Source organism: Brevibacterium daeguense (assembly GCF_021729135.1).
GTDB classification, from domain to species: Bacteria; Actinomycetota; Actinomycetes; order Actinomycetales; family Brevibacteriaceae; genus Brevibacterium; species Brevibacterium daeguense.
This window is the reverse complement of record NZ_JAJTWW010000007.1, coordinates 84,236-107,095: the sequence shown is the minus strand read 5'-3', so window position 1 is coordinate 107,095 and position 22,860 is coordinate 84,236. Positions and strand designations below refer to the sequence as shown.

At 68.6% G+C, this 22,860-nt stretch carries 22 protein-coding genes; 9 read left to right on the top strand and 13 right to left on the bottom strand.

Going from position 1 to position 22,860, the window contains the following annotated elements:
- Window positions 1–11 precede the first annotated feature (11 nt).
- Together LXN01_RS07510 and LXN01_RS07505 are read left to right on the top strand one after the other, a co-directional pair.
- Entirely contained in the window at window positions 12–899 is an 888-nt protein-coding gene (locus LXN01_RS07510; protein WP_236864120.1) for an ABC transporter permease, read from the top strand.
- The gene (locus LXN01_RS07505; RefSeq protein ID WP_236863999.1) at window positions 896–1,723 is read left to right on the top strand and encodes an ABC transporter permease; all 828 of its coding nucleotides are present in this window, start codon (window positions 896–898) and stop codon (window positions 1,721–1,723) included. The genes LXN01_RS07510 and LXN01_RS07505 overlap by 4 nt, the downstream gene beginning before the upstream one ends.
- Window positions 1,724–1,796: 73 nt before the next feature.
- Here the strand turns inward: LXN01_RS07505 and LXN01_RS07500 are convergent, their stop codons facing one another.
- The 5 genes from LXN01_RS07500 to LXN01_RS07480 are packed head-to-tail and all read right to left on the bottom strand — an operon-like array spanning window position 1,797 to window position 6,280.
- Window positions 1,797–2,717, bottom strand: a complete 921-nt coding sequence (locus tag LXN01_RS07500) for an ABC transporter substrate-binding protein (RefSeq protein WP_236863998.1) — start codon at window positions 2,715–2,717, stop codon at window positions 1,797–1,799.
- Window positions 2,718–2,772: 55 nt separating this feature from the next.
- Window positions 2,773–3,435: an ABC transporter permease gene (locus tag LXN01_RS07495; protein WP_236863997.1), complete on the bottom strand. Its 663-nt coding sequence runs from the start codon at window positions 3,433–3,435 to the stop codon at window positions 2,773–2,775.
- Window positions 3,432–4,082 carry an ABC transporter permease gene (locus LXN01_RS07490; RefSeq protein ID WP_236863996.1) on the bottom strand — a complete coding sequence of 217 codons (651 nt, stop codon included), beginning with the start codon at window positions 4,080–4,082 and terminating at the stop codon, window positions 3,432–3,434. Before LXN01_RS07490 ends, LXN01_RS07495 begins: the two co-directional genes overlap by 4 nt.
- Before the next feature lie 4 nt (window positions 4,083–4,086).
- On the bottom strand, window positions 4,087–4,941 hold the full coding sequence (locus LXN01_RS07485) for an ABC transporter ATP-binding protein (protein ID WP_236863995.1): 855 nt from the start codon (window positions 4,939–4,941) through the stop codon (window positions 4,087–4,089).
- Window positions 4,942–4,975: 34 nt separating this feature from the next.
- Window positions 4,976–6,280, bottom strand: coding sequence for an NtaA/DmoA family FMN-dependent monooxygenase (locus LXN01_RS07480; protein WP_236863994.1), 1,305 nt, complete (start codon window positions 6,278–6,280; stop codon window positions 4,976–4,978).
- Between the two features lie 190 nt (window positions 6,281–6,470).
- Between LXN01_RS07480 and LXN01_RS07475 the strand changes: the two genes are divergently transcribed.
- Both LXN01_RS07475 and LXN01_RS07470 read left to right on the top strand, forming a co-directional pair.
- Window positions 6,471–7,655, top strand: coding sequence for an oxygenase MpaB family protein (locus LXN01_RS07475; RefSeq protein ID WP_236863993.1), 1,185 nt, complete (start codon window positions 6,471–6,473; stop codon window positions 7,653–7,655).
- 89 nt (window positions 7,656–7,744) lie between these two features.
- Entirely contained in the window at window positions 7,745–8,305 is a 561-nt protein-coding gene (locus LXN01_RS07470) for a hypothetical protein (RefSeq protein WP_236863992.1), read from the top strand.
- Between the two features lie 207 nt (window positions 8,306–8,512).
- Here LXN01_RS07470 and LXN01_RS07465 read toward each other — a convergent pair whose 3' ends face one another.
- From LXN01_RS07465 to LXN01_RS07440, 6 genes are all read right to left on the bottom strand, one after another.
- Window positions 8,513–9,004, bottom strand: coding sequence for a CoA-binding protein (locus tag LXN01_RS07465; RefSeq protein ID WP_236863991.1), 492 nt, complete (start codon window positions 9,002–9,004; stop codon window positions 8,513–8,515).
- Window positions 9,001–10,410 carry an O-acetylhomoserine aminocarboxypropyltransferase/cysteine synthase family protein gene (locus LXN01_RS07460; RefSeq protein ID WP_236863990.1) on the bottom strand — a complete coding sequence of 470 codons (1,410 nt, stop codon included), beginning with the start codon at window positions 10,408–10,410 and terminating at the stop codon, window positions 9,001–9,003. Before LXN01_RS07460 ends, LXN01_RS07465 begins: the two co-directional genes overlap by 4 nt.
- A gap of 159 nt (window positions 10,411–10,569) precedes the next feature.
- On the bottom strand, window positions 10,570–12,714 hold the full coding sequence (gene acs, locus LXN01_RS07455) for an acetate--CoA ligase (protein ID WP_425547660.1): 2,145 nt from the start codon (window positions 12,712–12,714) through the stop codon (window positions 10,570–10,572).
- Window positions 12,702–13,544 carry an ABC transporter permease gene (locus tag LXN01_RS07450; protein ID WP_236863988.1) on the bottom strand — a complete coding sequence of 281 codons (843 nt, stop codon included), beginning with the start codon at window positions 13,542–13,544 and terminating at the stop codon, window positions 12,702–12,704. Before LXN01_RS07450 ends, acs begins: the two co-directional genes overlap by 13 nt.
- Window positions 13,544–14,572: an aliphatic sulfonate ABC transporter substrate-binding protein gene (locus LXN01_RS07445; protein WP_236863987.1), complete on the bottom strand. Its 1,029-nt coding sequence runs from the start codon at window positions 14,570–14,572 to the stop codon at window positions 13,544–13,546. The genes LXN01_RS07450 and LXN01_RS07445 overlap by 1 nt, the downstream gene beginning before the upstream one ends.
- A gap of 132 nt (window positions 14,573–14,704) precedes the next feature.
- The gene (locus tag LXN01_RS07440) at window positions 14,705–15,559 is read right to left on the bottom strand and encodes an ABC transporter ATP-binding protein (protein WP_236863986.1); all 855 of its coding nucleotides are present in this window, start codon (window positions 15,557–15,559) and stop codon (window positions 14,705–14,707) included.
- 335 nt (window positions 15,560–15,894) lie between these two features.
- On the opposite strand from LXN01_RS07440, the gene LXN01_RS07435 reads away from it, so the two are divergent.
- From LXN01_RS07435 to LXN01_RS07415, 5 genes are all read left to right on the top strand, one after another.
- Window positions 15,895–16,479, top strand: a complete 585-nt coding sequence (locus tag LXN01_RS07435) for a TetR/AcrR family transcriptional regulator (protein WP_236863985.1) — start codon at window positions 15,895–15,897, stop codon at window positions 16,477–16,479.
- 67 nt (window positions 16,480–16,546) lie between these two features.
- A complete protein-coding gene (locus LXN01_RS07430; protein WP_236863984.1) occupies window positions 16,547–17,344 on the top strand; it encodes an enoyl-CoA hydratase-related protein in 798 nt (265 codons plus the stop codon).
- Window positions 17,345–17,355: 11 nt separating this feature from the next.
- Window positions 17,356–18,501 carry an acyl-CoA dehydrogenase family protein gene (locus LXN01_RS07425; protein ID WP_236863983.1) on the top strand — a complete coding sequence of 382 codons (1,146 nt, stop codon included), beginning with the start codon at window positions 17,356–17,358 and terminating at the stop codon, window positions 18,499–18,501.
- A gap of 30 nt (window positions 18,502–18,531) precedes the next feature.
- Window positions 18,532–19,278, top strand: coding sequence for an SDR family NAD(P)-dependent oxidoreductase (locus LXN01_RS07420; RefSeq protein WP_236863982.1), 747 nt, complete (start codon window positions 18,532–18,534; stop codon window positions 19,276–19,278).
- A 105-nt stretch (window positions 19,279–19,383) separates the two neighbouring features.
- A complete protein-coding gene (locus tag LXN01_RS07415) occupies window positions 19,384–21,069 on the top strand; it encodes an AMP-binding protein (protein WP_236863981.1) in 1,686 nt (561 codons plus the stop codon).
- Window positions 21,070–21,119: 50 nt separating this feature from the next.
- On the opposite strand, the gene LXN01_RS07410 is transcribed toward LXN01_RS07415, so the two are convergent.
- Together LXN01_RS07410 and LXN01_RS07405 are read right to left on the bottom strand one after the other, a co-directional pair.
- Window positions 21,120–21,878: an SDR family oxidoreductase gene (locus LXN01_RS07410; RefSeq protein WP_236863980.1), complete on the bottom strand. Its 759-nt coding sequence runs from the start codon at window positions 21,876–21,878 to the stop codon at window positions 21,120–21,122.
- 180 nt (window positions 21,879–22,058) lie between these two features.
- Window positions 22,059–22,853: a thioesterase family protein gene (locus LXN01_RS07405; protein WP_236863979.1), complete on the bottom strand. Its 795-nt coding sequence runs from the start codon at window positions 22,851–22,853 to the stop codon at window positions 22,059–22,061.
- Window positions 22,854–22,860 lie beyond the last annotated feature (7 nt).

Below are 22,860 nucleotides of genomic sequence, written 5' to 3'. Positions count from 1 at the left end.
AACGGCAGCAGATGTCGACTGCCGAGCGCAGGCAGCACTCCCGACAGGGGCGCCTCGGCTATTGGTTCGTCCTGCCGGGCTTCGCCTTCCTGGCGCTGTTCTTCGCGCTGCCGGTGCTCGTGATGCTGGCGACCTCGCTGTTCGCACCGGTTCCCGGGGGCGGCGTCGGCGCGTTCCAGCCGGCGCTGGAGTTCTCCAACTACACCGAAGTGCTCGTGCTGTACTGGGTGCCGCTGCTGCGATCGTTTGCGTTCGCGCTGATCACCACAGTCGCCGCGCTGCTCATCGGGTACCCGATCGCCTATCTGGTCGCTGTTCGCCTGCGCGGCCACCGCCTGGCCCAGGGGCTCCTGCTGGTGCTGATCATCGCCCCGTTCTTCGCGAGCTTCATTCTGCGCACCCAGGCGTGGAAGATCATCCTGTCGGACGACGGTCTGGTGGTCGGCGCGCTCAAAGCGCTCAGCCTGATGCCACCGGGTGCCCATCTGACCGCGACCGCCGTCGCGGTCGTCGCGGGCATGACCTACAACTTCCTGCCGTTCATGACCCTGCCGATCTTCGCCAACCTCGAGCGGTTGGACGCCCGGCTGATCGAAGCCGGCTCCGACCTGTATGCGTCACCGTGGGAGACGTTCCGGAAGGTGACCCTGCCCCTGTCGATGCCGGGAGTGCTCGCGGGCACTCTCCTGACGTTCATCCCGGCGGCCGGCGACTACATCAATGCATCGCTGCTGGGCAACAACCGCAATACGACGATGATCGGCCAGATCATCGAGAGCCGGTTCTTCCAGGCCGCCGACTACCCGCAGGCAGCGGCGCTGGCGTTCGTGCTCATGGTCGCCATCCTGATCCTGGTGATGGCGTATGTGCGCCGCTTCGGCACGAAGGAGCTGCTGTGAGGAGATTCGACCCTACTCGCTGGTTCGTGCCCGTCGTCGGCGGTCTCGCGTTCGCCTATCTGCTGGTGCCGATCGTCTATATCTTCGTGTTCTCGTTCAATCAGGCCGGCAAGACGAACCTGACCTGGCGCGGCTTCACTCTCGACAACTGGCGCAACCCGTGCGGTGCGCCCGAGGTGTGTCACGCCTTCGTCAACAGCCTTCAGATCGGGCTCACCTCGACGGTGGTCGCGACCGTTCTCGGCACGCTGATCGCGATCGGCCTGGAGCGCTACCGATTCCGGTTCTCCGGGAGTGCGAACATTCTGGTGTTCCTGCCGATGGCCACCCCTGAGGTGGTGTTCGGCGCAGCCCTGCTGACGCAGTTCCTCAACCTCGGGGTGACCCTGGGGAAGCCGACCATCATCCTGGCCCACATCGCCTTCTGCATCTCCTTCGTGGTCGTCACGGTGCGCGCCCGGGTCGCGAGCCTCGACCCGGCGCTCGACGAGGCGGCCGCCGATCTCTATGCCTCCGGCGCGCAGCGCTTCTTCAAGGTCACCCTGCCGCTGCTGCTGCCCGGCATTCTGGCGGCCGCTCTGCTGAGCTTCGCCCTGAGCTTCGACGACTTCATCATCACGAACTTCAACTCGGGAGCCGAGATCACCTTCCCGAAGTTCATCTACATCGCAGCGGCACGCGGCATCCCGCCGGAGGCCAACGTCATCGGCTCGTTCATGTTCCTGCTGGCGATCGCGATCGTCGTCGTGGCCCAGATCGTCACCTATCGCAAGCGGGAGCGGGCGCAGCCCGGGACCGGGGTCCAGGGCCGGGTAGGCCTCTGATGATGCCGGCTGTGCGGCCGGGCGCCTGGCGCCGATTCGCCTGCTGGGCCCGGCAGGCGAGCGCGCCCGCCGCTCAGTCGAGAAGGCTGTGCTTCTCGATCCACTCCCGGGCGACGACCTCGGCCGCGGCCTGCTCGTTGACGCTGCGCGAGTTCAGGGCCAGGAGCTCGTCCTGGCTCAGCAGGGAGTGGACCTCGTTGAGGATTGCCCGTGCCTCGTCGTCGGCATCGTCGGAGACGACCGGCACGAGATGGGCGGAGGGCAGAAGCCCTTTCGGGTCCTCCAGCACCACGAGGCCGTGCTCGCTGATTGCGGGATTCGCGCTGTAGATCGTCGCGGTCACGTCGACTTCGCCGTCGAGCAGGGCATTGACCGTCAGCGGCCCTCCCGAATCGTCGATGACCTGCAGCTCGACTTCGACGCCGTAGACCTCCCGGAGGCCTTCCGGACCGAAGGGGCGGGTCTCGAACTCCGGGCTGGAGGCCATGACCACGTCGTCGACTCCCGCAAGGTCTCCGATCGAGACCAGGTCATGCTCCTGCGCGTATTCGGGGGTGACCACGAACTCGTTCTGATCTGTCGCCTCAGCCGGCTCCAACGCGGTCAGTCCTTCCGGCAGGGACTCGGTGAGCGCCTCGTAGACCTCCTCCGGCGTCCCCGAACCGGCCGCTGGATCGTAGTACTGCAGCAGGGCGCCCGTGTACTCCGGGAAGACGTCGATGTTCCCGTTGGTCAGCTCCGAGGCGTACACCTCGCGCTGGCCGATCTCGAAATCGCGCTCGACGTCGTAGCCGGCGGCTTCGAGGAGCTGGGCGTAGATCTCGGCGATGATGGTGTTCGAGTAGTACTGCTGCGAGCCGATGACGAGCGTGCCCTCGTCGACCCCGCCGGCGGGAGAATTCGCGAGTGGATCCGATCCTCCCGCGCAGCCGCTGGCTGTCAGGAGCAGGGCGGCGGCGACGACCGCGAGTGGACCGCGAGACCGAGGTTTCACAGTGGTGGTTCCTTCCGGACGATGTGGAGCAGGGACGGACGGGTGAACAGCGGCCTCATGCGAATCCCGGCAGCCTGCGGATCAGTCGCTGGGCAAGGTCGAAGGCGCCGTCGAGCACGATGGCCAGCGCGATGACTACGAGCGAGGCCGCCAGCAGCAGCGGGTAGTCGTTGGTGCGCAGCCCCAGGAAGAGGGGAACGCCGAGCCCGCCGGCGCCGACATATGCTGCGATCGTAGCGGTTCCCACGACCTGCAGCACCGCCAGCCGGATTCCACCGATGATCAGCGGGAGCCCCAAGGGGATCTGCACTGTCAGGAGGGTCTGCCAGCCGTTCATGCCCTGCGCGCGTGCGGCATCCACGACCCGGGGATCTACGGACTCCACACCCGAGTAGGCGCCGGCGATGATGGACGGGACCGCCAGGGTGATGAACGCGACCATCGGGGCGGTGAGGCCCAGACCGGTGAAGAGCGCCACGAGAGTCAGGAGGCCGAGGGTGGGAAGGGCCCGAACCACGCCGGTTCCGGCCACGGCCACGTTCTTCCCCCTGCCGAAGTGCCCGATTGCGAGGCCGATGGGGAGCGCGATCGCCGCCGAGAGCAGGACGGCGACGAGCGTGTACTGCAGGTGCTCCACAGTGCGCACGCCCAGGCCGGTGGGTCCGGACCAGGTGGCGGCGTCGAGAAGCCAGCGGACCGCTTCGCTGAGATGGTTCATCTGCCCGGCGCCTCCCGGGCTGCCGACCACGGCATGCAGACGCGGCCGGCGAGCACCAGCAGCCGGTCGAGACCCACCGCGAGCACCGCAGTCATCACGAGACCGCTCATGATCGAGGGGACGATCCCGCGCTGGAATCCGTCGGTGAATAGGGAGCCGAGGGACTGAACGCCGATCACAGCGCTGACGGAGACCAGGCTGATGGTGCTGACGCTCACGACCCGCAGACCGGCAAGCAGTGCCGGCCCTGCGAGGGGCAGGTCGACCGCCCAGAAGCGCCCCCATCGCGAATAGCCCTGAGCAGTGGCCGCCGTCCTCGCATCCGCGGAGACCGCGTCCAGCCCGTCGGCCGCCGAGCGGACCATCAGCGCGGTCCCGTAGATCGCGAGCGCGACGACGACGTTGAGCGGGTCGCGGACTCCGGTCCCGATGACGACCGGCAGCACGACGAACAGCGGCAGTGACGGCACGGCATACAGCAGGCCCGTCCCGGAGACGAGGACCTCGCGCACCGGCCGCAGTCTGTTCGCCACGACCGCGACCGGCAGCGACACCGCCGCCGCCAGCAGGATCGCCGGGATGCAGAGGGCGAGGTGGGCGAAGGTGAGGTCGGCAATGAGCGGGAGGTTCAACAGGATCCAGTCCACGGCGTCACCCGCCCGGTAAGGAGCCGGGCGCCTTCGAGGGCAGCGCTTCGAGGATTCCGAGCGGGCGGCCGGTGCTGTCCGAGATCGACAAGCCGCCGTCGTCGCGCACGGTGGCGCGCAGCGAGCGCCGGCCGCCGGCCACGCCGAGGAACTGGGCCACGAAGTCGTCCCGAGGATTCTCGACGATCTCCGGCGGCGCTCCGGTCTGGGCGATCTCCCCTCCCGGGCGCAGGACGACGATCTGATCACCCAGCGTGAGCGCTTCATCGATGTCGTGCGTGACGAAGATGATGGTCTTCCGCAGCTCGGTGTGGATGCGCTTGAGCTCCCGCTGGAGCTCGATGCGGACCAGCGGATCCACGGACCCGAAGGGCTCGTCCATCAGCAGGATATTGGGATCGCCCGCGAGCGCCCGGGCGACCCCGACGCGCTGCTGCTGGCCGCCGGAGAGCTGCCCCGGGTAACGGCTGCCCAGACTCGGGTCCAACCCGACGACAGCGAGCAGCTCAGCGGCGCGCTCCCGCGCCTCGCGCCGGCTCGCACCGTTGAGGCGCGGGACCGTGGCGACGTTGTCGATCACCCTGCGGTGGGGAAGCAGACCGGAATGCTGCATGACATAGCCGATCCGGCGGCGCAGTGCTACCGGAGCCTCCGCTGCGACGTCGGCGTCGTCGATCAGGACCTGCCCGGACGTCGGGTCCACCATCCGGTTCACCATCCGCAGGAGTGTCGTCTTGCCCGATCCCGACGACCCCAGGAGCACCGTGAGCGAATGAGAGGGCACCACCAGGCTGAAATCGCCGACAGCCCGGGTGCCGTCCGGATAGGTCTTGGTGACGCGGCGGAACTCGATTCCCATGGGTTGTCTCTCCTATGGCCGGATCATCGAGGGATCAGACGCGGACCGCCGCCAGGCCCAGATGCTCGCGGAGGGTGGTGCCGGAGTACTCCGTGCGGAACAGCTCCCGGCGCTGGAGGATGGGCACGACGTGGTCGACGAAGGCATCGAGCGCAGTGGGAATGGTCGTGGGCTGCAGTGTGAAGCCGTCGCTGGCTCCGGAGAGCACCCAATCCTCGATGAGATCGGCGAGCTGTTCGGGCGTCCCGGTGAATTCCAGACCGCCCGGCAGACCTGTGATCTCCTGCGCCAAGTCGATGAATGGGCGGTCCGAGGAGAGGGCGGCGGAGATGATGTGCTGGGCGAATGTGGTCTTCTCGGCTTCTTCGGCCAGCCGCGGATCCAGCGGCTTCCCCGGATCGATGCGCTGATGGTCCAGGCCCGCGTTGAGCGCCAGGTTCTTCCACCGGAGCTCCGGGCTCGCGGACTCCTCGAGCTCCGCGCGCAGCCGTTGCGCCTCCTCCTCCGTGCTGCCGAGCACGAAGGCGAGCCCAGGCAGAATCCGGATGTCGTCCGCCGTTCTGCCGTAGCGCCGCGCAGCGGCATCGAGCTTCTGACGGAAGCCGAGGCCGGCGTCGGGGGAGGATTGCGGGGTGAAGACCAGCTCGGCGATACGGCCCGCCAGGTCGATCCCGGCCGGGGACGAACCGGCCTGTGCCAGCACGGGATGGCCCTGCGGGGCGCGGGGGACCGGCAGCGCGCCCTCCACGGAGAAGTGCGCACCCTCGAACCGCGCGGGCCGGATCCTGTCGATATCCGCCCAGCGGCCACGGCTGCGGTCCCCGACGATGGCGTCGTCCTCCCAGCTGTCCCACAGTCTCCGCGTCACCTCGACGAATTCGGCTGCGCGAGCATACCTGTCGCCGTGCGCGGGATGGGTCCGCCCGAAGTTCTTCGCCGCCTCGGCGTGATAGGTGGTCACGACATTCCACCCTGCGCGCCCGTTGGTGACGAAGTCGGCAGTGGCCAGTCGGCGTGCCAGGTCGAAGGGCTCGTTGTAGGTCGTCGACGCCGAGGCGATCCAACCGATCTTGCGGTTCGCCGCTCCCAACGCGGACATCAGGGTGATGGGGTCGTAGCGGACCTGAGGGAAGTACTCGGCGCGGAAGTGCGACAGCATCGGCCAATCCGGGAAGAAGACGGCGTCGAGCTTCCCGCGCTCCGCAGTCGCCGCAGCCCGGTGCAGGCTCTCCACGGAGATCGCTTCGCAGGGATCGTCGTCCTGCACCAGCCATGCCGATTCGTGATAGCCGCTGGGAGTCAGGAAGAGCGTGAAGTGCGCCTCACGACGTGACGGCATGTCAGCATCTCCTCAGCTCTGTTCGCTCGCGCGCAGTCGACGGTGTGCATGACGTTAGCACGCGTACACCGTTTGCAAGCGTGCGCCGAGGCTGTCTCGCGACTCGCTCGAGCGACGAGGTCTTGAGACCGGATCTGCAGTAGGTTACTGTTCAGTCACTCATCATCGCAACAGTGTCAAAGGAGACCTCATGAGCGATCATCCGTGGCCCACCCTGCGCGGCGGGCAGTCCGAATTCGTCCGCGAGCACGGCAGCGAGCGCGCCGAACGGTTCCAGCGGGCCTTCTTCGAAGGGGACCCCATTGCCGACGCGCTGTTCGCGTCGGGAGCCGATCGCGCGGTCCTCATGCGGCAGCTGCGCGCGGCGCTCAAGGCCGGTGCAGCCGGGGAGACCGACGCTCCCGAGGTCCAGGCATTCATCGCGGACATGCGGGGTGCCCTCGACGGGGCGGACCGGGAGCGCCTGGAGCGCGGGCGCCGGGTGTACCTGTCGATCCCCGTGCTCACCCACAGCGTCGCGCTCGGTCCCGGTTCACTGGTGAACACCTACTCGAGCCCGGCGATCTCCCGGGTCCTCGTCTCCACCGGGCGGCTGGTGGAGGGCGCACTGCGGCGCCTGCTCGACACGCGCAACTGGACGTACCACCTCTACTTCAGGGATGCCCTGGTTCCGGGCGCCGGCGGCTTCGAGCACACCGGGATGGTACGCGCCATGCACGCGTTCTCCCGGGCACAGCATTTGGACCGCAGCGCGGACACCTCGGAGTGGGGTGCGCCGATCAACTCGATCGACATGCTCCGGACCTGGTTCGACTTCACCTACATCCCCTACCGCGGCCTGGAGAAGCTGGGCTATGAGCTCACACCCGAGCAGACCCGTGATGTGTACGGGTTCTGGCAGGTCGTCGGACGGATGCTCGGCATTCCGGCCGATCTGCTCGCCGGGCTCGACGACCATGAGGCCTCCGAGCCCATGGTGCGGGCGATCGGCGCGGTCGCCGGATCCCCGGACGAGGGGTCGCGAGCTCTGGTGGACGCGCTCGTGGATGCCACCGCGGCCCAGCTGGCGCTCGTGCTCGGGCTGCCGGAGGGTCCGCTGCGGGAGCGCACGCAGGCGCAGGTGCGGATTCTTCACGGGGACGAGCTGACCGATCAGCTCGGGATCCCGCGGGTGTCCATCCAGGTTGCGGAGATGATGGCGGTCCCGGTGGCGAAGCAGCGCTACGACTTCCTCCGGCAGCTGCCCGCCGAGCTGGAGACGGAGATCGCGACGAACGAGGCGATGCTCGCCCAGCTGCTCGGCGCGACCGAGGACGGCAGGTCCGCGTACGAGACCGCTCCCGCGGGCGAGACGCCGGTCGAAGCCGTGGCGTAACCGCCGAGCTGCCGCAACGGGGGGCCGGTCGGCCCGTGCTGCTGCCTCTCGCGACCCCACGGGAGACAGCCGCTGCTCCGACGCAAGATATGTTGAAATTCCAAGTATTTTCTATGGGTGAGGAACAAGAGCGAGGAGATCTTGTGGAGTTGAAGTCCCCGATGGCAGCGGCTGGGGTCGTGCTGGTTCTTGCACTGTCCGCGTGCGGCTCGAACGGAGGAGGAGCCGAGACCGGCAGCACGGCTCAGGAGTCAGCAGCCGCAGCGCAGGCTGCTCAAGCACAGGACACACCGGCGAACGGCGAGGTGGAGCCGTGCTTCACGGTTGATGAGGTGGGTACAGGGCTGACCCTGACGTGGGAGCAGGTGGTCACCGCCAGAGGGTCGTCGGACCAGCTGGAACACGTCGAGATGCTCATAGAGGACAGCGAGGAGATGTACGCGATCGCTGAGGAGAGATCTCCGTGCTACGGCCAGCTGGAAATGGCTGAGTTCAACTCCCAAGTCTCGATCTTGAACGACGAGATCCGATCAGGTGCCGATTCCAACCGGTCCTACGAGAACGTCTCCGACATCGGCGACGACCTCCTCGAGAAGTCCGACGATCAAGGTCGTGAGTCGAGCTACGAATTCATCGTTCGACGTCAGTGAGATCCCCGTGGCCCAGCCGCTGCCGATGAGGCCGCGCCCGCCCGGGAGTCGTCGGCGGACCCCGTGGCCCAGCCCCTGAGGCGCTGTCATCCGGCGCGGTCCGAGTCGCCGGAAGCAGCGCTGAAGCCCCGGAATCGCGCGATTCCGGGGCTTCAGCGTTGGAGATTCCCGACGGAAGCGTCGGATCCTGCGGGTGGGCGGAAGCCCCTACGACACGACCTGCCGCTTCGAGGAGATGACTCCGGTGTTGAAGCCGGCCAGGTGCAGTCCGCCGTGGAAGCGCGCGTGCTCGATCTTCACGCACCGGTCCATGACGACCTTGAGGCCCCCGGCCTCCGCGATCGCCGCCGCTTCCTCGTTCCACGAGCCCAGCTGCAGCCACAGCACCTTGGCGCCGATCTCGACGGCCTCGCGGGCGACACCGGGCAGGTCCTCGTCCTTGCGGAACGCGTCGACGATGTCGGGCACCTCGGGGAGGTCGGCCAGGGACTTGTACACCGGCCGGCCGAGGATCTCGTCGACGACGGGATTGATGAAGTAGATCCGGTAGGGCGAGGACGACAGCAGGTACGTCGCGACGAAGTTCGACGCCCGCGACGGCTTGTTCGAGGCCCCCACGATCGCGATCGACTGCGCCTCCCGCAGGATCTGCAGGCGCTCGGTCGCGCTCGGTCCCACCCAGGTGCGCTCCTGGCTCATGATGTGGCTCCTTCCGAAACCTTCTCGGCTTCACTCGTCGCCGCTGCCTGTCCGGCCGCGGCACCTGCTCCGGTGCCCGCCTGCGCGGATTCGCCCTCGCGGGTGAGTCCGGTCGCGGCCGTCAGCGCCTGGTCGAAGTCCCACAGGATGTCTGCGGTGTCCTCCAGGCCCACCGACAGGCGGATGAGGTCCTCGTGGACTCCGCCGGCTGCGAGCTGCTCGGCGGAGAGCTGCTGGTGCGTGGTCGAAGCCGGATGCAGCACCAGGGTGCGGGCATCACCGACGTTGGCCAGGTGGCTGGCCAGCTGTGTGCTCTCGATGAACCGGGCTCCCACCTCGCGGGAGGTGAGCTCCTCAGTGCCCTTGACGCCGAAGGCGAACACCGAGCCCACGCCCTTGGGCAGGTACTTCCTGCCGCGCTCGAAATGCGGGTGGCCGGGGAGTCCTGCGTAGTTGACGTAGGCGACCCGTGGATCCGTGTCGAGCCACTCCGCCACGGCCGAGGCGTTGGCCAGGTGGCCGTCCATCCGCTGGGCCAGCGTCTCCACGCCCTGGATGAGCTGCCATGCGGCCTGTGCGGACAGCGTCGGCCCGATATCCCGCAGCTGCTCGGAGCGCAGGCGCGTGAGGAAGCCGTACTCACCGAAGTTGTCCCACCAGGACAGCCCGTTGTACGAGGGCACGGGCTCGGTCATCACGGGGAAGTTGCCGTTGCCCCAGTCGAAGCGGCCCGACTCCACCACGACACCGCCCAGGGTGGTGCCGTGACCGCCCAGGAACTTCGTCGCCGAGTGGATGATGATGTCGACCCCGTGGTCGAAGGGCCGGTTGAGGTACGGCGTGGTCAGGGTGGCGTCCACGACCAGCGGGATGCCCGCGGAGTGTGCGACCTCGGCGAGCCCTTCGAGATCGGCGATCTCGCCGGAGGGGTTCGCGACGACCTCGCAGTAGACCGCCTTGGTCTCCGGGCGGAGAGCCGCCCGGTAGTCCGCCGGGTCCGTGCCCTCCACGAAGGTGGTCTCGACGCCGAACCGGCGCAGCGTCACATCGAGCTGGGTGATGGTGCCGCCGTAGAGCTGGGACGAGGCGACGATGTGGTCGCCTGCCTGTGCCAGGGCGGCGAAGACGATGAACTCGGCGGCCATGCCGGATGACGTCGCGACAGCGCCGATCCCGCCTTCGAGGGCGGCGATCCGCTCCTCGAACGCGGCGACGGTGGGGTTGCCGATCCGGGAGTAGATGTTGCCGTACTTCTGCAGGGCGAACAGATTCGCGGCGTCGTCGGCGTCCTTGAACACGAAGGACGTCGACTGGTAGATCGGCACGGACCGGGCGCCGTGGATGGCGTCGGGGGTGCCGCCGGCGTGCAGCGCGAGGGTGCGGAACCCGAACTGATGGTCAGACATACGTGAGCTGTCCTCTCCTCTGGGGTGGAACGTCTGCGGCAGTCGCCTGCCGCATTGTGGTCGTGGTGGGCCTGCGATCAGCTCGCCGACGGGCGGTCACGCCGCTGCGTCCGTGCTCCGGACGCGGCGAGTCGGGCTCAGGCGTTATCGGATTCAAGGCTAGTGCGCCTCGGCGGTGGCGGCCGGGTGTCCCACGATGCGGGCGATCTGCGCGACGGCCGACTCGTTCTGCAGCGAGGTGGTGTCGCCGAGCGGCGTCCCCTCGCTGAGCTGGGTGAGCAGCCTGCGCATGATCTTGCCCGAGCGGGTCTTGGGCACCGCCGGCACCGCGACGATCCGCTTGGGCCTGGCGATCGGTCCGATCTCGTGGGCCACGTGGGCGCGCAGCTCGGCCTCGATCACCGCGGCCGGTTTGCCGCGGCCGTGCTCGGTGAGCACGACGAACGCGACGGCGGCCTGCCCGGTCAGCGGGTCCGCGATCGGTGCGGCGCCGGCCTCGATGACGTCGGGGTGGGTGATGAGGGCTGACTCCATCTCGATCGTCGACAGCCGGTGGCCGGAGACGTTGATGACATCGTCGACCCGGCCGAGCAGCGTGATGTCGCCGTCGGCGTCGCGCTTGCCGCCGTCCCCGGAGAAGAACCAGCCGCGCTCGCCGAAGGCCTTCCAGTACGAGTCGAGGTAGCGCTGCGGGTTGCCCCACACGGTGCGGGCCATGGACGGCCCGATCCCGTCGACGACCACGTAGCCCTGCTCGTCGGTGGGGGAGTCGTTCCCGTCCTCGTCGACGACCCGGGCGGACAGCCCGGGAACGGCGCGGGTCGCGCAGCCCGGCTTGGGCGCCTCGGCCGAGGCGGGGTCGAAGGCGGCATCGTGGGGGCGGGGGGACATGATGGTGGAGCCGGTCTCCGACTGCCACCAGGTGTCGACGATCGGCAGCACGTCCTTGCCGACCTCGCGGCGGAACCAACGCCACGCCTCGGGGTTGATCGACTCGCCCACCGTGCCCAGCAGGCGCAGCGAGGACACGTCCCAGGTGTCGGGCAGGCCGTCGGGGAAGTTGCCGATGTGCGAGCGGATGAGTGTCGGTGCCGTGTAGTAGTTCGTGACCCCGTACCGCTCGATGATCTCGAAGTGCCGACCCGGATGCGGGTGAGCCGGGGTGCCCTCGTAGATCACCTGGGTGATGCCGTTGAGCAGCGGGCCGTAGATCTCGTAGGTATGGGCGGTCACCCAGGCCAGGTCGGCGGTGCACCAGTGGACGCAGGACTCGACGCGCTCCGGGTCGTTGACGTTCGCGAGCTCGTCGTCGACGAGGTCGAACAGCAGCGCGTGCGTGTACGCGGTCTGCACGAGGTAGCCGCCAGTCGTGTGGACGAGGCCTTTGGGCTGTCCGGTGGTGCCGGAGGTGTAGATGATGAACAGCGGGTGCTCTGCGTCGAAGGCCTGCGGGGTGTGGGTGGCGGGCTGGGCGGCGAGCGCCTCGTGCCACCAGATGTCCCGGCCCGGGGTCCACGGGATGTCGGGGGCGTCCTCGGCAGAGTCCGAGTCGGCGGCTGGGCTGTTCGCCGAGCCAGCGCCATCCGAGGTGCGGGCCACGACCAGCACGTGCTCGATGGCGTTGTCGCCCGAGCACGCGGTGTCGGCGTTGGCCTTCACGGCCACGGCCTTCCCGCGGCGGAACTGGCCGTCGCTGGTGACCAGCACCTTGGCGCCGGTGTCCTCGACGCGGAACTTCAGCGCCTCGGCGGAGAACCCGCCGAACACCAGCGAGTGCACCGCGCCGATCCGGGCGCAGGCGAGGGTGATGATGATCGTCTCCGGGATGACGGGCAGGTAGACGACCACCCGGTCACCCGGCCCCACTCCCAGGCTCTCGAGCGCGTGGGCTGCGCGCGACACCTCGGCGAGCAGCTCGGCGTAGGTGTAGTCGCGCCGGTCGCCGGGCTCGCCCTCGAAGTGCAGGGCGACCTTGTCGCCGCGGCCGGCGCTCACGTGGCGGTCCAGGCAGTTGGCGGCGGCGTTGAGCCTGCCGCCGGCGAACCACTCGATCCTCGGGATCGTGAACTGCGGGTCGTCAGGGGTGCCGATGCTGCGCGGCCGGTCGAAGGTGTGCGCGGTGTCCCACCTCCGCTCCCAGTCCAGGCGTTCGGCCTGCGACTCCCAGAACGCCACCCGCGCGGCGTCGGATTCGAGCGCCGGGTTGCGGTCCGCGCGGCGGACCGGCGCGAGCCGAGTGTCGGTCACGGGCTGAGTCCTGAGCCGAGCGTCGGTCACGGGGTGGGTGTCGTTCACGCTGCCCATCGGGCAACCGCCTTTCGTTCGAGATAGCCCAGCAGGGCGTCGGTGATCTTGCCGAAGATCGCCAGCAGCACGATCGCCAGGAGGAGCCGGTCGGTGCGGCCGTTGTTCTGCGAGTCGGTGAGCAGGAAGCCCAGTCCCATCGAGGCGCCGAGCAGCTCGGCGGCGACGAGGAACAGCCACGCCTGTGCCAGTGCCAGTCGCAGCCCCGAGAAGATCGAGGGCACCACCGCGGGCAGCTGCACCGTCAGCAGCAGCCGGAGTCCCGAGTACCCGAAGCTGCGGGCCGCCTCCACGAGGTTGGTGTCGACGTGGCGCAGGGACGCGGCCAGCGTGGTGTAGACGGGGAAGAAGGCGCCGATCGCGATGAGCGTGACCTTGGAGTCCTCGCCCAGCCCGATCCACAGCAGCAGCAGCGGAACCCAGGCCAGCGACGGCACGGCGCGGAAGGCGCCGATGGTCGGTGCCACGAGCAGGTCGGCGAGCTTCGACAGGCCCACGAGAGAGCCCAGCAGCAGGCCGAGGACCGCGCCCAGCACGAAGCCGAGCAGCACGCGCTGGACGGAGATGGCGACGTGGATCCACAGGTCATTGCGCTGGATCAGCTCGATGGCGGCGTCGACGACGGCCAGCGGGGGCGGCAGCTGGACGAAGGTGAAGACGCCGGTCGACGACAGCGTCTGCCAGAGCGCCAGGATCAGCGCCGGGAGGATGAGCCCGAGCCCGAGGCGTCCCCACCCGGGGATCCGCGACAGGCGGCTGCCGGTGGAGCGGGCGGGCGCCTCGGCGGGGGTCTGTGCTGCTTCGGACCGGGGCGCGATGTCGGCCGCCATCAGCCCTCCGCCTGCTCGATCGCCTGCGCCGCGCGCGAGGGGTCGGCGCCGGCCGCGAACTCGTCGTGGACGATCGTGTCGATGGCCTCGTCGACCTGCGACCGGTCGGAGACGTCGCCGGTCTCCACGAGCGTCGGCGCGATGCGCTCGAGCACCTCGATCTGCTCCGGGCCGGGGACAGGATCGATGTCGAGGTGGGTGCGCTCGATGACAGCGGCGGCCACCTCCTCGTCGATGCCGGCCTCTGCGGCGAGGATGCGGGTGGTCTCCTCCGGGTTCTGCAGCGCCCAGTCGCGGGCGTGGGCGTAGACGTCGACGGCGGTCTGCGCGAGTTCTGGCGATTCGCTGATGAAGGATTCGGTGGCGTTGAGGAAGCCGTAGGTGTTGAAGTCGATGTTGCGGTAGAACAGCTCGTTGCCGGCGCCTTCGCTGGCGGCCATGATCGGGTCGAGGCCGGACCAGGCGTCGACCTGGCCGTTCTCCAGGGCGGTGCGTCCGTCGGCGTGCTGGATGTTCTGCACGGTGACGTCGTCGACCGAGAGTCCCTCAGAGGCCAGCGCCTGCACGAGGAAGAAGTAGGGGTCGGTGCCCTTGGTCGCGGCGACGGTCCGGCCCTTGAGGTCGGCCACGGATTCGATGTCGGAGTCGGCGGTGGTGACGAGTGCGGACCACTCGGGCTGGGAGTAGAGGTCGATGACCTTGATCGGGGAGCCGTTGGACCGGGCCAGCAGCGCCGCGGATCCCGCGGTCGAGCCGATGTCGACGGCGTCGGCGCGCAGCGATTCATTGGCCTTGTTGGAGCCGGCGGAGAACACCCACTCGACATCGACGTCCGGACCGACCGCGGCTTCGAGCCAGCCCTTCTCCTTGATGACCAGTGACAGCGGGTTATACGTTGCGTAGTCGATCGCGAGCGTGCCGCCGGTCCGGGCTTCCGCAGCATCCTCGCCTGCGAGGCAGCCGGTGAGGGCGAGAGCGGTGACGGCGGTGAGGCCCACGGCTGGGGCAATGCGGCGCAGGGAGATCATGGCGGCCTTTCGAAGACGGGGGCTCTGTCCGGCGGCGCGGTTCAGGGCGCGTGCGAGCAGAGGAAGGACGGATGTGTGGGGCAGGGAGTGGGTGAACGCGGTGGCACCCGGCGGGCGGGCAGAGCCTGCGGCTCAGTCCGAGGCGGAGCGGGCGCCGGCGGCAGCATGGGTGTCGACGCCGAGGTGGGCCAGCAGCTCTGCGCGCAGGTGGCCCAGGCCGCTGTCCGCGCGGTCACGCGGACGCTGGCCGGGCACCGGCACGATGCTGGTGATCGTCGACGGTCCGTCGTCCTCGGATGGTCGCCGTCCGAGGACGACGATCCGGTCCGACAGCTGCAGTGCCTCGTCGACGTCGTGGGTCACGAGCAGGACGGTGGCGGGCCGCTGCCGGTGGATGTCCAGCAGCAGATCCTGCATCTTGATCCGTGTCAGGGCGTCGAGCGCGCCGAACGGCTCGTCGAGCAGGAGCACGCCGGGGTTGCGGGCGAGTGCCCGTGCCAGGGACACACGCTGGGCCATGCCGCCGGAGATCTGCTTGGGCCGCAGCTCTCCCTTGGTGCTCATTCCGGTGAGCTCGAGGAGCTCGTCAACGGCGTCCCGGGCAGCGGCTTTCGGCGTGCCCCGCGGCAGGCCGAGCTCGATGTTGCGGCGCACGGTGCGCCAGGGCAGCAGTCGAGGCTCCTGGAATGCGACAGCCGCCCGCCCGTCGATCCCGGTGACGGGGGTGCCGTCGATCGTCACGGTGCCGGCTGTCGCCGGTCCCAGACCGCCGGCCGCCCGCAGCAGAGTCGACTTGCCGCATCCCGAGGCGCCGAGGATGGAGATGATCTCTCCCGGTGCGGCGGCGAAGTCCACGTCTGCCAGGACGGTGTGTGCGGCCTCACCGGTGCCGAAGGTCTTGCCGAACCCGGTGAATCTCACCTCGGAGGCGCGGATGGCGTCGGCGATGGCAGGGTCGGCGGCGCGCACGTCGGTCTGAACACTCATGTCGGCAATTCCACCGGAAGAGACGCCCGAGGCCGACCGGAAACGTCATCCTGTGTCAGACGCCGTCATATTGAATCGTCATATGACAGCAGGAGTCGCAATGCGACGGCTGGAGTCCCGAATTGCGTCCCGACGTGATACCGGCCCTCCCGACTTTTTTCCGCGCGCAGCCCTTGACTCCCGAGGGTGAATGCGTGTTCACTGTGAATGAATACACATTCATCGGGGTGCGACGAGGATGGTCAAGGATGGTTCCGGGAACGGTGGCTTCAGAGGGTAAGGACGTCGCGGCGGTGGTCTCAGCTGCACGCACCAGCGCGCGGCATCATCAGATCGTGAATGCTGCAGCCGCGCTCATGCAGACTCGCGGCTCCACTTCGGTATCCATGCAGTCGATCGCCGCGGAGGCCGGGGTCAGCGTCGGGCTGCTCTACAAGTACTTCTCCAACAAGGAGGAGATCCTGCTGGCTGCGATCAGCCAGGTGCTCAACGACTTCACAGTCCGGGTGCCGCAGGCCATCGGAGGGATCGAGGACCCGGTCGAGAGGACGATCGCCGCCTTCCGCGCCTTCTGCGAAGCCGTGGACGACCAGCGCCGCGCGGTGGTGCTCACCTATCGCGAATCACGGGCGCTCTCCCAGGCAGGCCTCGACGAGATCAAGCGTCGCGAGATCGAGACCTTGCAGCCCCTCCGGCAGGCCGTGGACGACGCAGTCCGCGCCGAGCTGCTGGTGCCCGCGGATGCCGAGCTGTTCGCGTACGACCTGCTGATCCTGGCTCACAGCTGGGCTCTCAAGCACTGGTACTTCCAGTCCCGCGACTTGGGCCTGGATGACTACATCGCTCTGCAGACCAGGACCATCATCGGCGCAGCGCTCTCCGCAGAGGCGCGGCGCACCCACGCTCATCTGTTCGCCTGACAGCCCGCACCCCTGTCGGCCCTCCTACCAGCCCCGTGTTCAACAGCGTCAGAGAAAGGACCAGATCATGTCGGACTTCGAAGACATCCTCTACACAGTGGAGGAGACCTACGCTCTCATCACCATCAATCGTCCGGAGCGCTACAACGCGTTCCGCGCGCAGACGGTGGACGAGCTCATCGAGGCGTTCACGCGGGCGTGGGGCGATCGCCGGGTGCAGACCGTGATCCTCACCGGCGCCGGAGACAAGGCGTTCTCCTCCGGAGGAGACGTCAAGCAGCGGGCCGAGACCGGCGACTACGGGCCGAGTGAGTACGGCATGTTCCGGGTCGCCGCCCTCCACAAGGTCATCCGCGACATTCCCAAGCCGGTGATCGCCGCGGTCAACGGCGTCGCGGTCGGCGGCGGGCATGTCCTCCACGTGCTGTGCGACTTCTCGATTGCCGCCGAACACGCCACGTTCGGTCAGGCCGGGCCCAGAGTCGGGTCCTTCGACGCCGGCTACGGAACTGCGTTCCTCGCCCGCGTCGTGGGTGAGAAGCGCGCTCGTGAGATCTGGTACTTCTGCAAGCAGCTGGACGCGCACAAGGCAGAGTCCTGGGGGCTAGTCAATGAAGTCGTGCCAGCCGACCAGCTGCTGGACACCGCCAAGGAGCGGGCGCGCGAGCTGGCCGAGAAGAGCCCGACGGCGCTGAAGTTCCTCAAGCAGTCGTTCAATGCCGACACGGACCACCAGGCCGGCTTCACCCACCTCGCGATGTCCGCGCTCGATCTGTACACCGAGCTGCCCGAGGGCAAGGAGGGTGCCGCGGCCTTCGCGGAGAAGCGGGCTCCCGAATTCGCCAAGCACGTCATCCAGCACTGAGGACGCCACTGATGGACTTCACAATCTCACCCGCGGATCAGGCCCTCGTCGACCTCGCCGGCTCCTACCGCCCTCGGCTGCTCGAAGGTGCCAGGGAGCGGGAGTCCACGGGACAGATCGAGACCGAGCTGCGACAGGAGCTCGGCGCCCAGGGACTCATCGCCCCGGAGCTGCCTCAGGAGGTGGGCGGCCAGGGACGCGCGAAGGTCACGACGGGACTCATCACCGAGCAGGTCAGCATGGGCGACCTCAACGTCGGCTACCTGCAGGTCGTCGGCTCACTCGTCGGTCAGGTCATCGACCGCAATGCCCAGCCCGAGGCGCGGGAGAAGTACTGCCGTCTCATCACCTCGGGCGAGGGCACGGTGGCCATCGGGCTGTCCGAGCCCGGGGCGGGCTCGGACGCCGGCAACCCTGCGATGACGGCCCGCCGCGACGGCGACGACTGGATCCTGAGCGGAACCAAGTCGATGTCGCTGTGCCTGACGTCGCAGGCGACGATCATCTTCGCCCGCACCGATCCGGACGGGCGCCGCGGCAGGGGCATCACCGCCTTCGTCGTCGACCTCAATGCGCCGGGCGCCACCCGGACCCGGGCCGAGGACATGGGCTCGGCGGCGATCGGGCGGGGCTTCGTCGAGTTCGACGAGGTTCGGGTACCCCAGGGGAATGTTCTCGGCGAGGTCGGGGAGGCCTTCACCCAGGTGATGCAGGGATTCGACTTCTCCCGCGCGCTCATCGGGCTGCAGTGCGTTGGGTCCGCCGAACAGTCCGTCGCTGAGACCTGGGACTATGTGAAGAGCCGCGAGGCCTTCGACCAGCCGCTGTCGAAGTTCCAGGGCGTCGCGTTCCCGCTGGCGGAGGCGGAGACGAAGCTGGCTGCCGCCCGCCTGCTGTGCCTGAACACGCTGTGGCTGGGGGACGAGGGTCTGCCGCACACCTCACAGGCGGCGATGTGCAAGTGGTGGGCGCCCTTGGAGGCCTACCACGCCATCCACCAGTGCCTGCTGCTGCACGGTCAGTTCGGGTGGACGAGGAAGTTCGACATCGAGATGCGGCTGCGGGACGTCCTCGGCCTCCAGATCGGCGACGGCACCGCCCAGATCATGAAGCTCATCATCTCCCGGCAGTCAGCCGGCCGTGCCTACGCCCCCTGATCCACAACCCACGACCACACAGGAGCCACCATGTCAGCACTCACCGACCGCATCATCATCGTCACGGGCGCGGCCTCCGGCATCGGCAAGGGCATCGCCGAGCGCCTGACCGCCGACGGAGCCACTGTCGTCGTCGCCGACCTCAACGCCACGGCCGCCGAGGCCGCCGCCCGTGAACTCGGCGACAGAGCCGTGGGCCTCGCCGTCGACGTCACCGACCGCTCCCAGGTCGATGAGATGACCGCCGCTGTGATGGAGAAGTTCGGTCGCATCGACACCCTCGTCAACAACGCAGGGTGGGACAAGGTCGAGCCGTTCATGGACTCGACCCCCGACACCTGGGACCGGATCGTGCAGATCAATCTGTTCGGCACACTGCACTGCACCCAGTCGGCACTGCGCCACATGCTCGAGGCCGGTGCCGGTTCCATCATCTCGATCGGATCCGACGCCGGACGCGTGGGCTCCTCGGGCGAGGCGGTGTACTCGGCCGCCAAGGGCGGGATCATCTCGTTCACGAAGACCTTGGCGCGCGAGGTGGCACGCTCCGGAATCACCGCCAACTGCGTCTGCCCGGGACCGGCCGACACCCCGCTGTTCGCCTCCATCTCCGAGGACAACCCGAAGCTGCGGGCTGCCCTGGAGAGGGCGATCCCGATGCGCCGGCTCGCGCGGCCGGACGACCTCGCCAACGCCGTCGCGTTCTTCGCCCGACCGGACTCGTCCTACATCACCGGGCAGACGCTGTCCGTCTCCGGGGGACTGACCATGGCCTGAGGAGCACCACCTCGGCAGCCGCGGCCGCCGCTGCCAGGGAACTCCGGGCCGGCGGACCGCGCACGTCCCGACACCACGAGGCACTGACCGGCAAAGGAGCTGACTATGCCTACCCATTTCGACACCCTTCTCACCGATGAGCTCATCCGCACCCACACCGACAGCGGTCGGTGGAAGAACAGGCTCCTCCTCGACTACCTCGACCAAGCCGTCGCCGCACGACCCGACGCCACCGCCGTCGTCGACGCCCGCGGCGTGCGGACCTACCGGCAGCTGGCCGCCGACGTCGACAGGACAGCGCTGGCGCTCCACAGCCTGGGCCTGCGGCCGGCCGACGTCGTGGGCATCCAGCTGCCCAACTGGTACGAGTGGGTCGTCATCCACCTGGCGGTCATGCGCAACGGCGCCGTCACGAACGCACTGATTCCGATCTACCGCGACCGGGAGATCGGCTACATGGCGCGGAAGGCCCAGGTATCCGTGCTGTTCGTAGCGAGCTCGTTCCGCGGATTCGACTACCCGGACATGGTCGACCGACTGCGTGAGCAGCTGCCCGCCCTGCGGCACACCGTCGTGCTCGATGCCGTGGGTGCCGAGCCGTTCCGGGCACGCCGCGGCTTCCTGAGGTGGGATGACCTCCTGGCCTCCGCGGGGGATCAGCCGGGCCCGGACTGGGCCCAGCTTCGGCCGGACCCCAACGAGCTGTCGCTCGTGCTGTTCACCTCGGGCACCACGGGCAGGCCCAAGGGAGTGATGCACACGCACAACACTGTGCTGGCCGGCGCGTTCCCGTGGGACGGGGGACTGGGTCTGGACCACACCTCCGTGATTCACATGGCCTCGACCTTCGGGCACCTGACCGGCTACATGTACGGCGTATGTCTGCCGTTGATCCTCGGCGGCACCGGAGTCTTCCAGGACGTATGGAGCGCGTCGCAGTTCATCGATTGGGTGGAGAGATACCGGATCAATCACACATCCGGTGCAACCCCCTTCCTCCACGACCTGCTGCGGGCGCCCGGTCTGGGAGAGCGCGATCTCTCCAGCCTCCGGCACTTCTGCTGCATGGGCGCTCCGATCCCGCGGGCGATGATGGCCGAGGCGAAGGCCGTGCTCCCAGGGCTCAGCGTGTTCGGCGGATGGGGTCAGACCGAGTGCTGCCTGGTCACGATGACGAGTCCCGACGATCCGCCGGAGAAAGTCGTCAGCACCGACGGCAGACCGCTGGGCGGAATGGAGGTCCGGACAGTCGACTTCGCCGGGGAGCCATGCCCGCCCGGGACCGAGGGGCGCGTCCAGGTCAGAGGCCCGTTCCTGTTCCAGGGCTACCTCGGCGAGCTCGATGCGACGCGGCAGGAGTTCGACGGGGACTGGTTCGACACGGGTGATCTGGCGGTCATCGACGAGGACGGCTACATCAAGCTGTCCGGCCGCTCGAAGGACATCATCATCCGCGGCGGTGAGAACATCCCGGTCGCCTACGTCGAGAACGTGCTCTATGAGCACCCCGACATCGAGGCGGCTGCGCTGGTGGCGGTGCCGCACCCGCGGCTCCAGGAGATCGCCGGCGCGGTGGTGACCCTGCGGCCCGGTGCCGAGCTCGATATCGACGGCCTGCGTGAGTTCCTGGCGGACAAGGGCGTGGCCAAGCAGTACTGGCCGGAGCTGCTCGAGATCACCGAGGAGTTCCCACGGACGCCGAGCGGCAAGATCCAGAAGTACAAGCTGCGTGAGGAGATTCTCGCCCAGCTCGAGTCCGCAGACGGCCCGCCGCATTCCCCCCAGTCCTGACCACGGCTGGGCTGCTCAGTCGGGGAGCATCCCGGCGAGGTACTGAGCGCTCAGCGCGACTGCGCGGCGCGGAACTCGGCCAGCCAGTCCGCCCAGCTGGTGGTGCCGATCAGAGCTCCGTCGTCGGGCAGCAGCAGATTCTGCCGCAGCACCCTGCCCAGGGTGATCGGGATGACCAGCGTGCGTTTGGCCCGCACCGCCGCGACCTGGGCGGCGAGCTCGGCCATGTCCCGGACATCCGGACCGGCCACAGCCCGGTCACCGGAGTGGTTCTGCTCGATCGCGTCCGCCAGGAAGCCTGCGGCGTCCGCGACCGCCAACGGCTGGACGCGCATGTGGGGGACTGCCGCGATCGGGCCGAGGGAGGTCTGGTTCAGCAGCGTCTCAACCAGTTCGAACCACTGAGTGCTGCGGAACATCAGCAGGCGCTCCGGCGGAACCTCGTCGTGATAGACCGATTCCTGAGCCGCCTTGCCCTTGTAGTAGCCCAGCGACCGATGGAGGGCCGGGTTCGCGGCCCCCACGATCGACACCACCGCGACCCGTGCGCCCGAGGTGCGGGCCGCCTCGGCGATGTGGTGGGCCGTGGTGGTGAAGAAGTCCACGGCCCTGCCGGGGGAGAGGGTCTGAAGATTCAGGCAGTCGACCACCCAGTCGCTGCCCGCGACCGCTTCCTGCAGGCCGTGGTCGCGGTAGGCGTCGACACCGCCGGACCGATGGGCCTCGACCACGGCATGACCGCGATTGACCAGGTTCTCGACCAGCTGGTGGCCGAGCACTCCCGTTGCACCCAGGACGGTGATCTGCATGTTCGCTCCCAGCACAGAAGGACTCCGAAGAATCGTCGACGACTCTGCTGAAAGCCTAGACCGCCGGGCCGGCCCTTGGAAGCCGTGCCGATCGGAGCTGCGCCCGCGAATGCGGCTCTCGCCCTGCAGTGCCGGAGATCCCGATCCGGTGCTGACCGGAAGGTCAGAGGAAGCGGGAGGTCAGCGGGCGGGGCGGACGGTGAGGATCTGGGCCAGCGTGCCGAAGGGGCCGTCCTCGTCGTGGAGGGTGGAGTGGGTGAGACCGGTGCCCTCGCCGCCGAAGCTCACCGCCGTGTCGAAGCCGATCCAGCCCGGGAACGGCCGCCGGAACAGGTGCGCGGTGAGGTCGACATTGGGGAACGCGACCCGCGTCGGGTCGGCGCGGACGGTCATCCCGTTGGCGGCGTCGAGCAGGCCCACGGTGCGGGCCAGTGCGCTCGCCTGCGCGTCGTCGACGAGGGGAGTGCCGGTGGTGAGCCAGTAGGACGCACGCCCGGGCTCGTGCTCGATGCGGCGGCAGGACAGCGAGGCGATGAATCCGCCCGGCCACACCTCGGCAGGCGGCCACTCCGGATGGTGCTCGGGCGGCGGGATGCGCGGCAGCGGGCTGGCGGCGAGCCCTGCGGTATCCCCGGGCTTGAGCAGCCAGGCGCGCAGCAGCACGGCTGTCCGCCCGCCATGGGCCAGGCAGGCCTCGACGAGTTCGATCGTGCGGCCGGGACGGAGGACACGCACCTGGTAGTCCATCTCCGCCACCGGGATCGTGCCGAGGATGTCACAGGAGATCTGAGTGATCACCAGGTCATCGCCGCGGCGCTGCGCGAAGTCGGCCTCGATGAGGTGGACAAGGAGGCCGATGGCGGGGGCGATGTGCTGCTCTTCGGTGTTCCAGGCGCCACTCGTCGCCGCGGTGGCGCGATAGGACGTGGGACCGGTGCGGACGAAGTAGGCGGGCGGCCGGTACGGGCTGGTCATGGCCTCA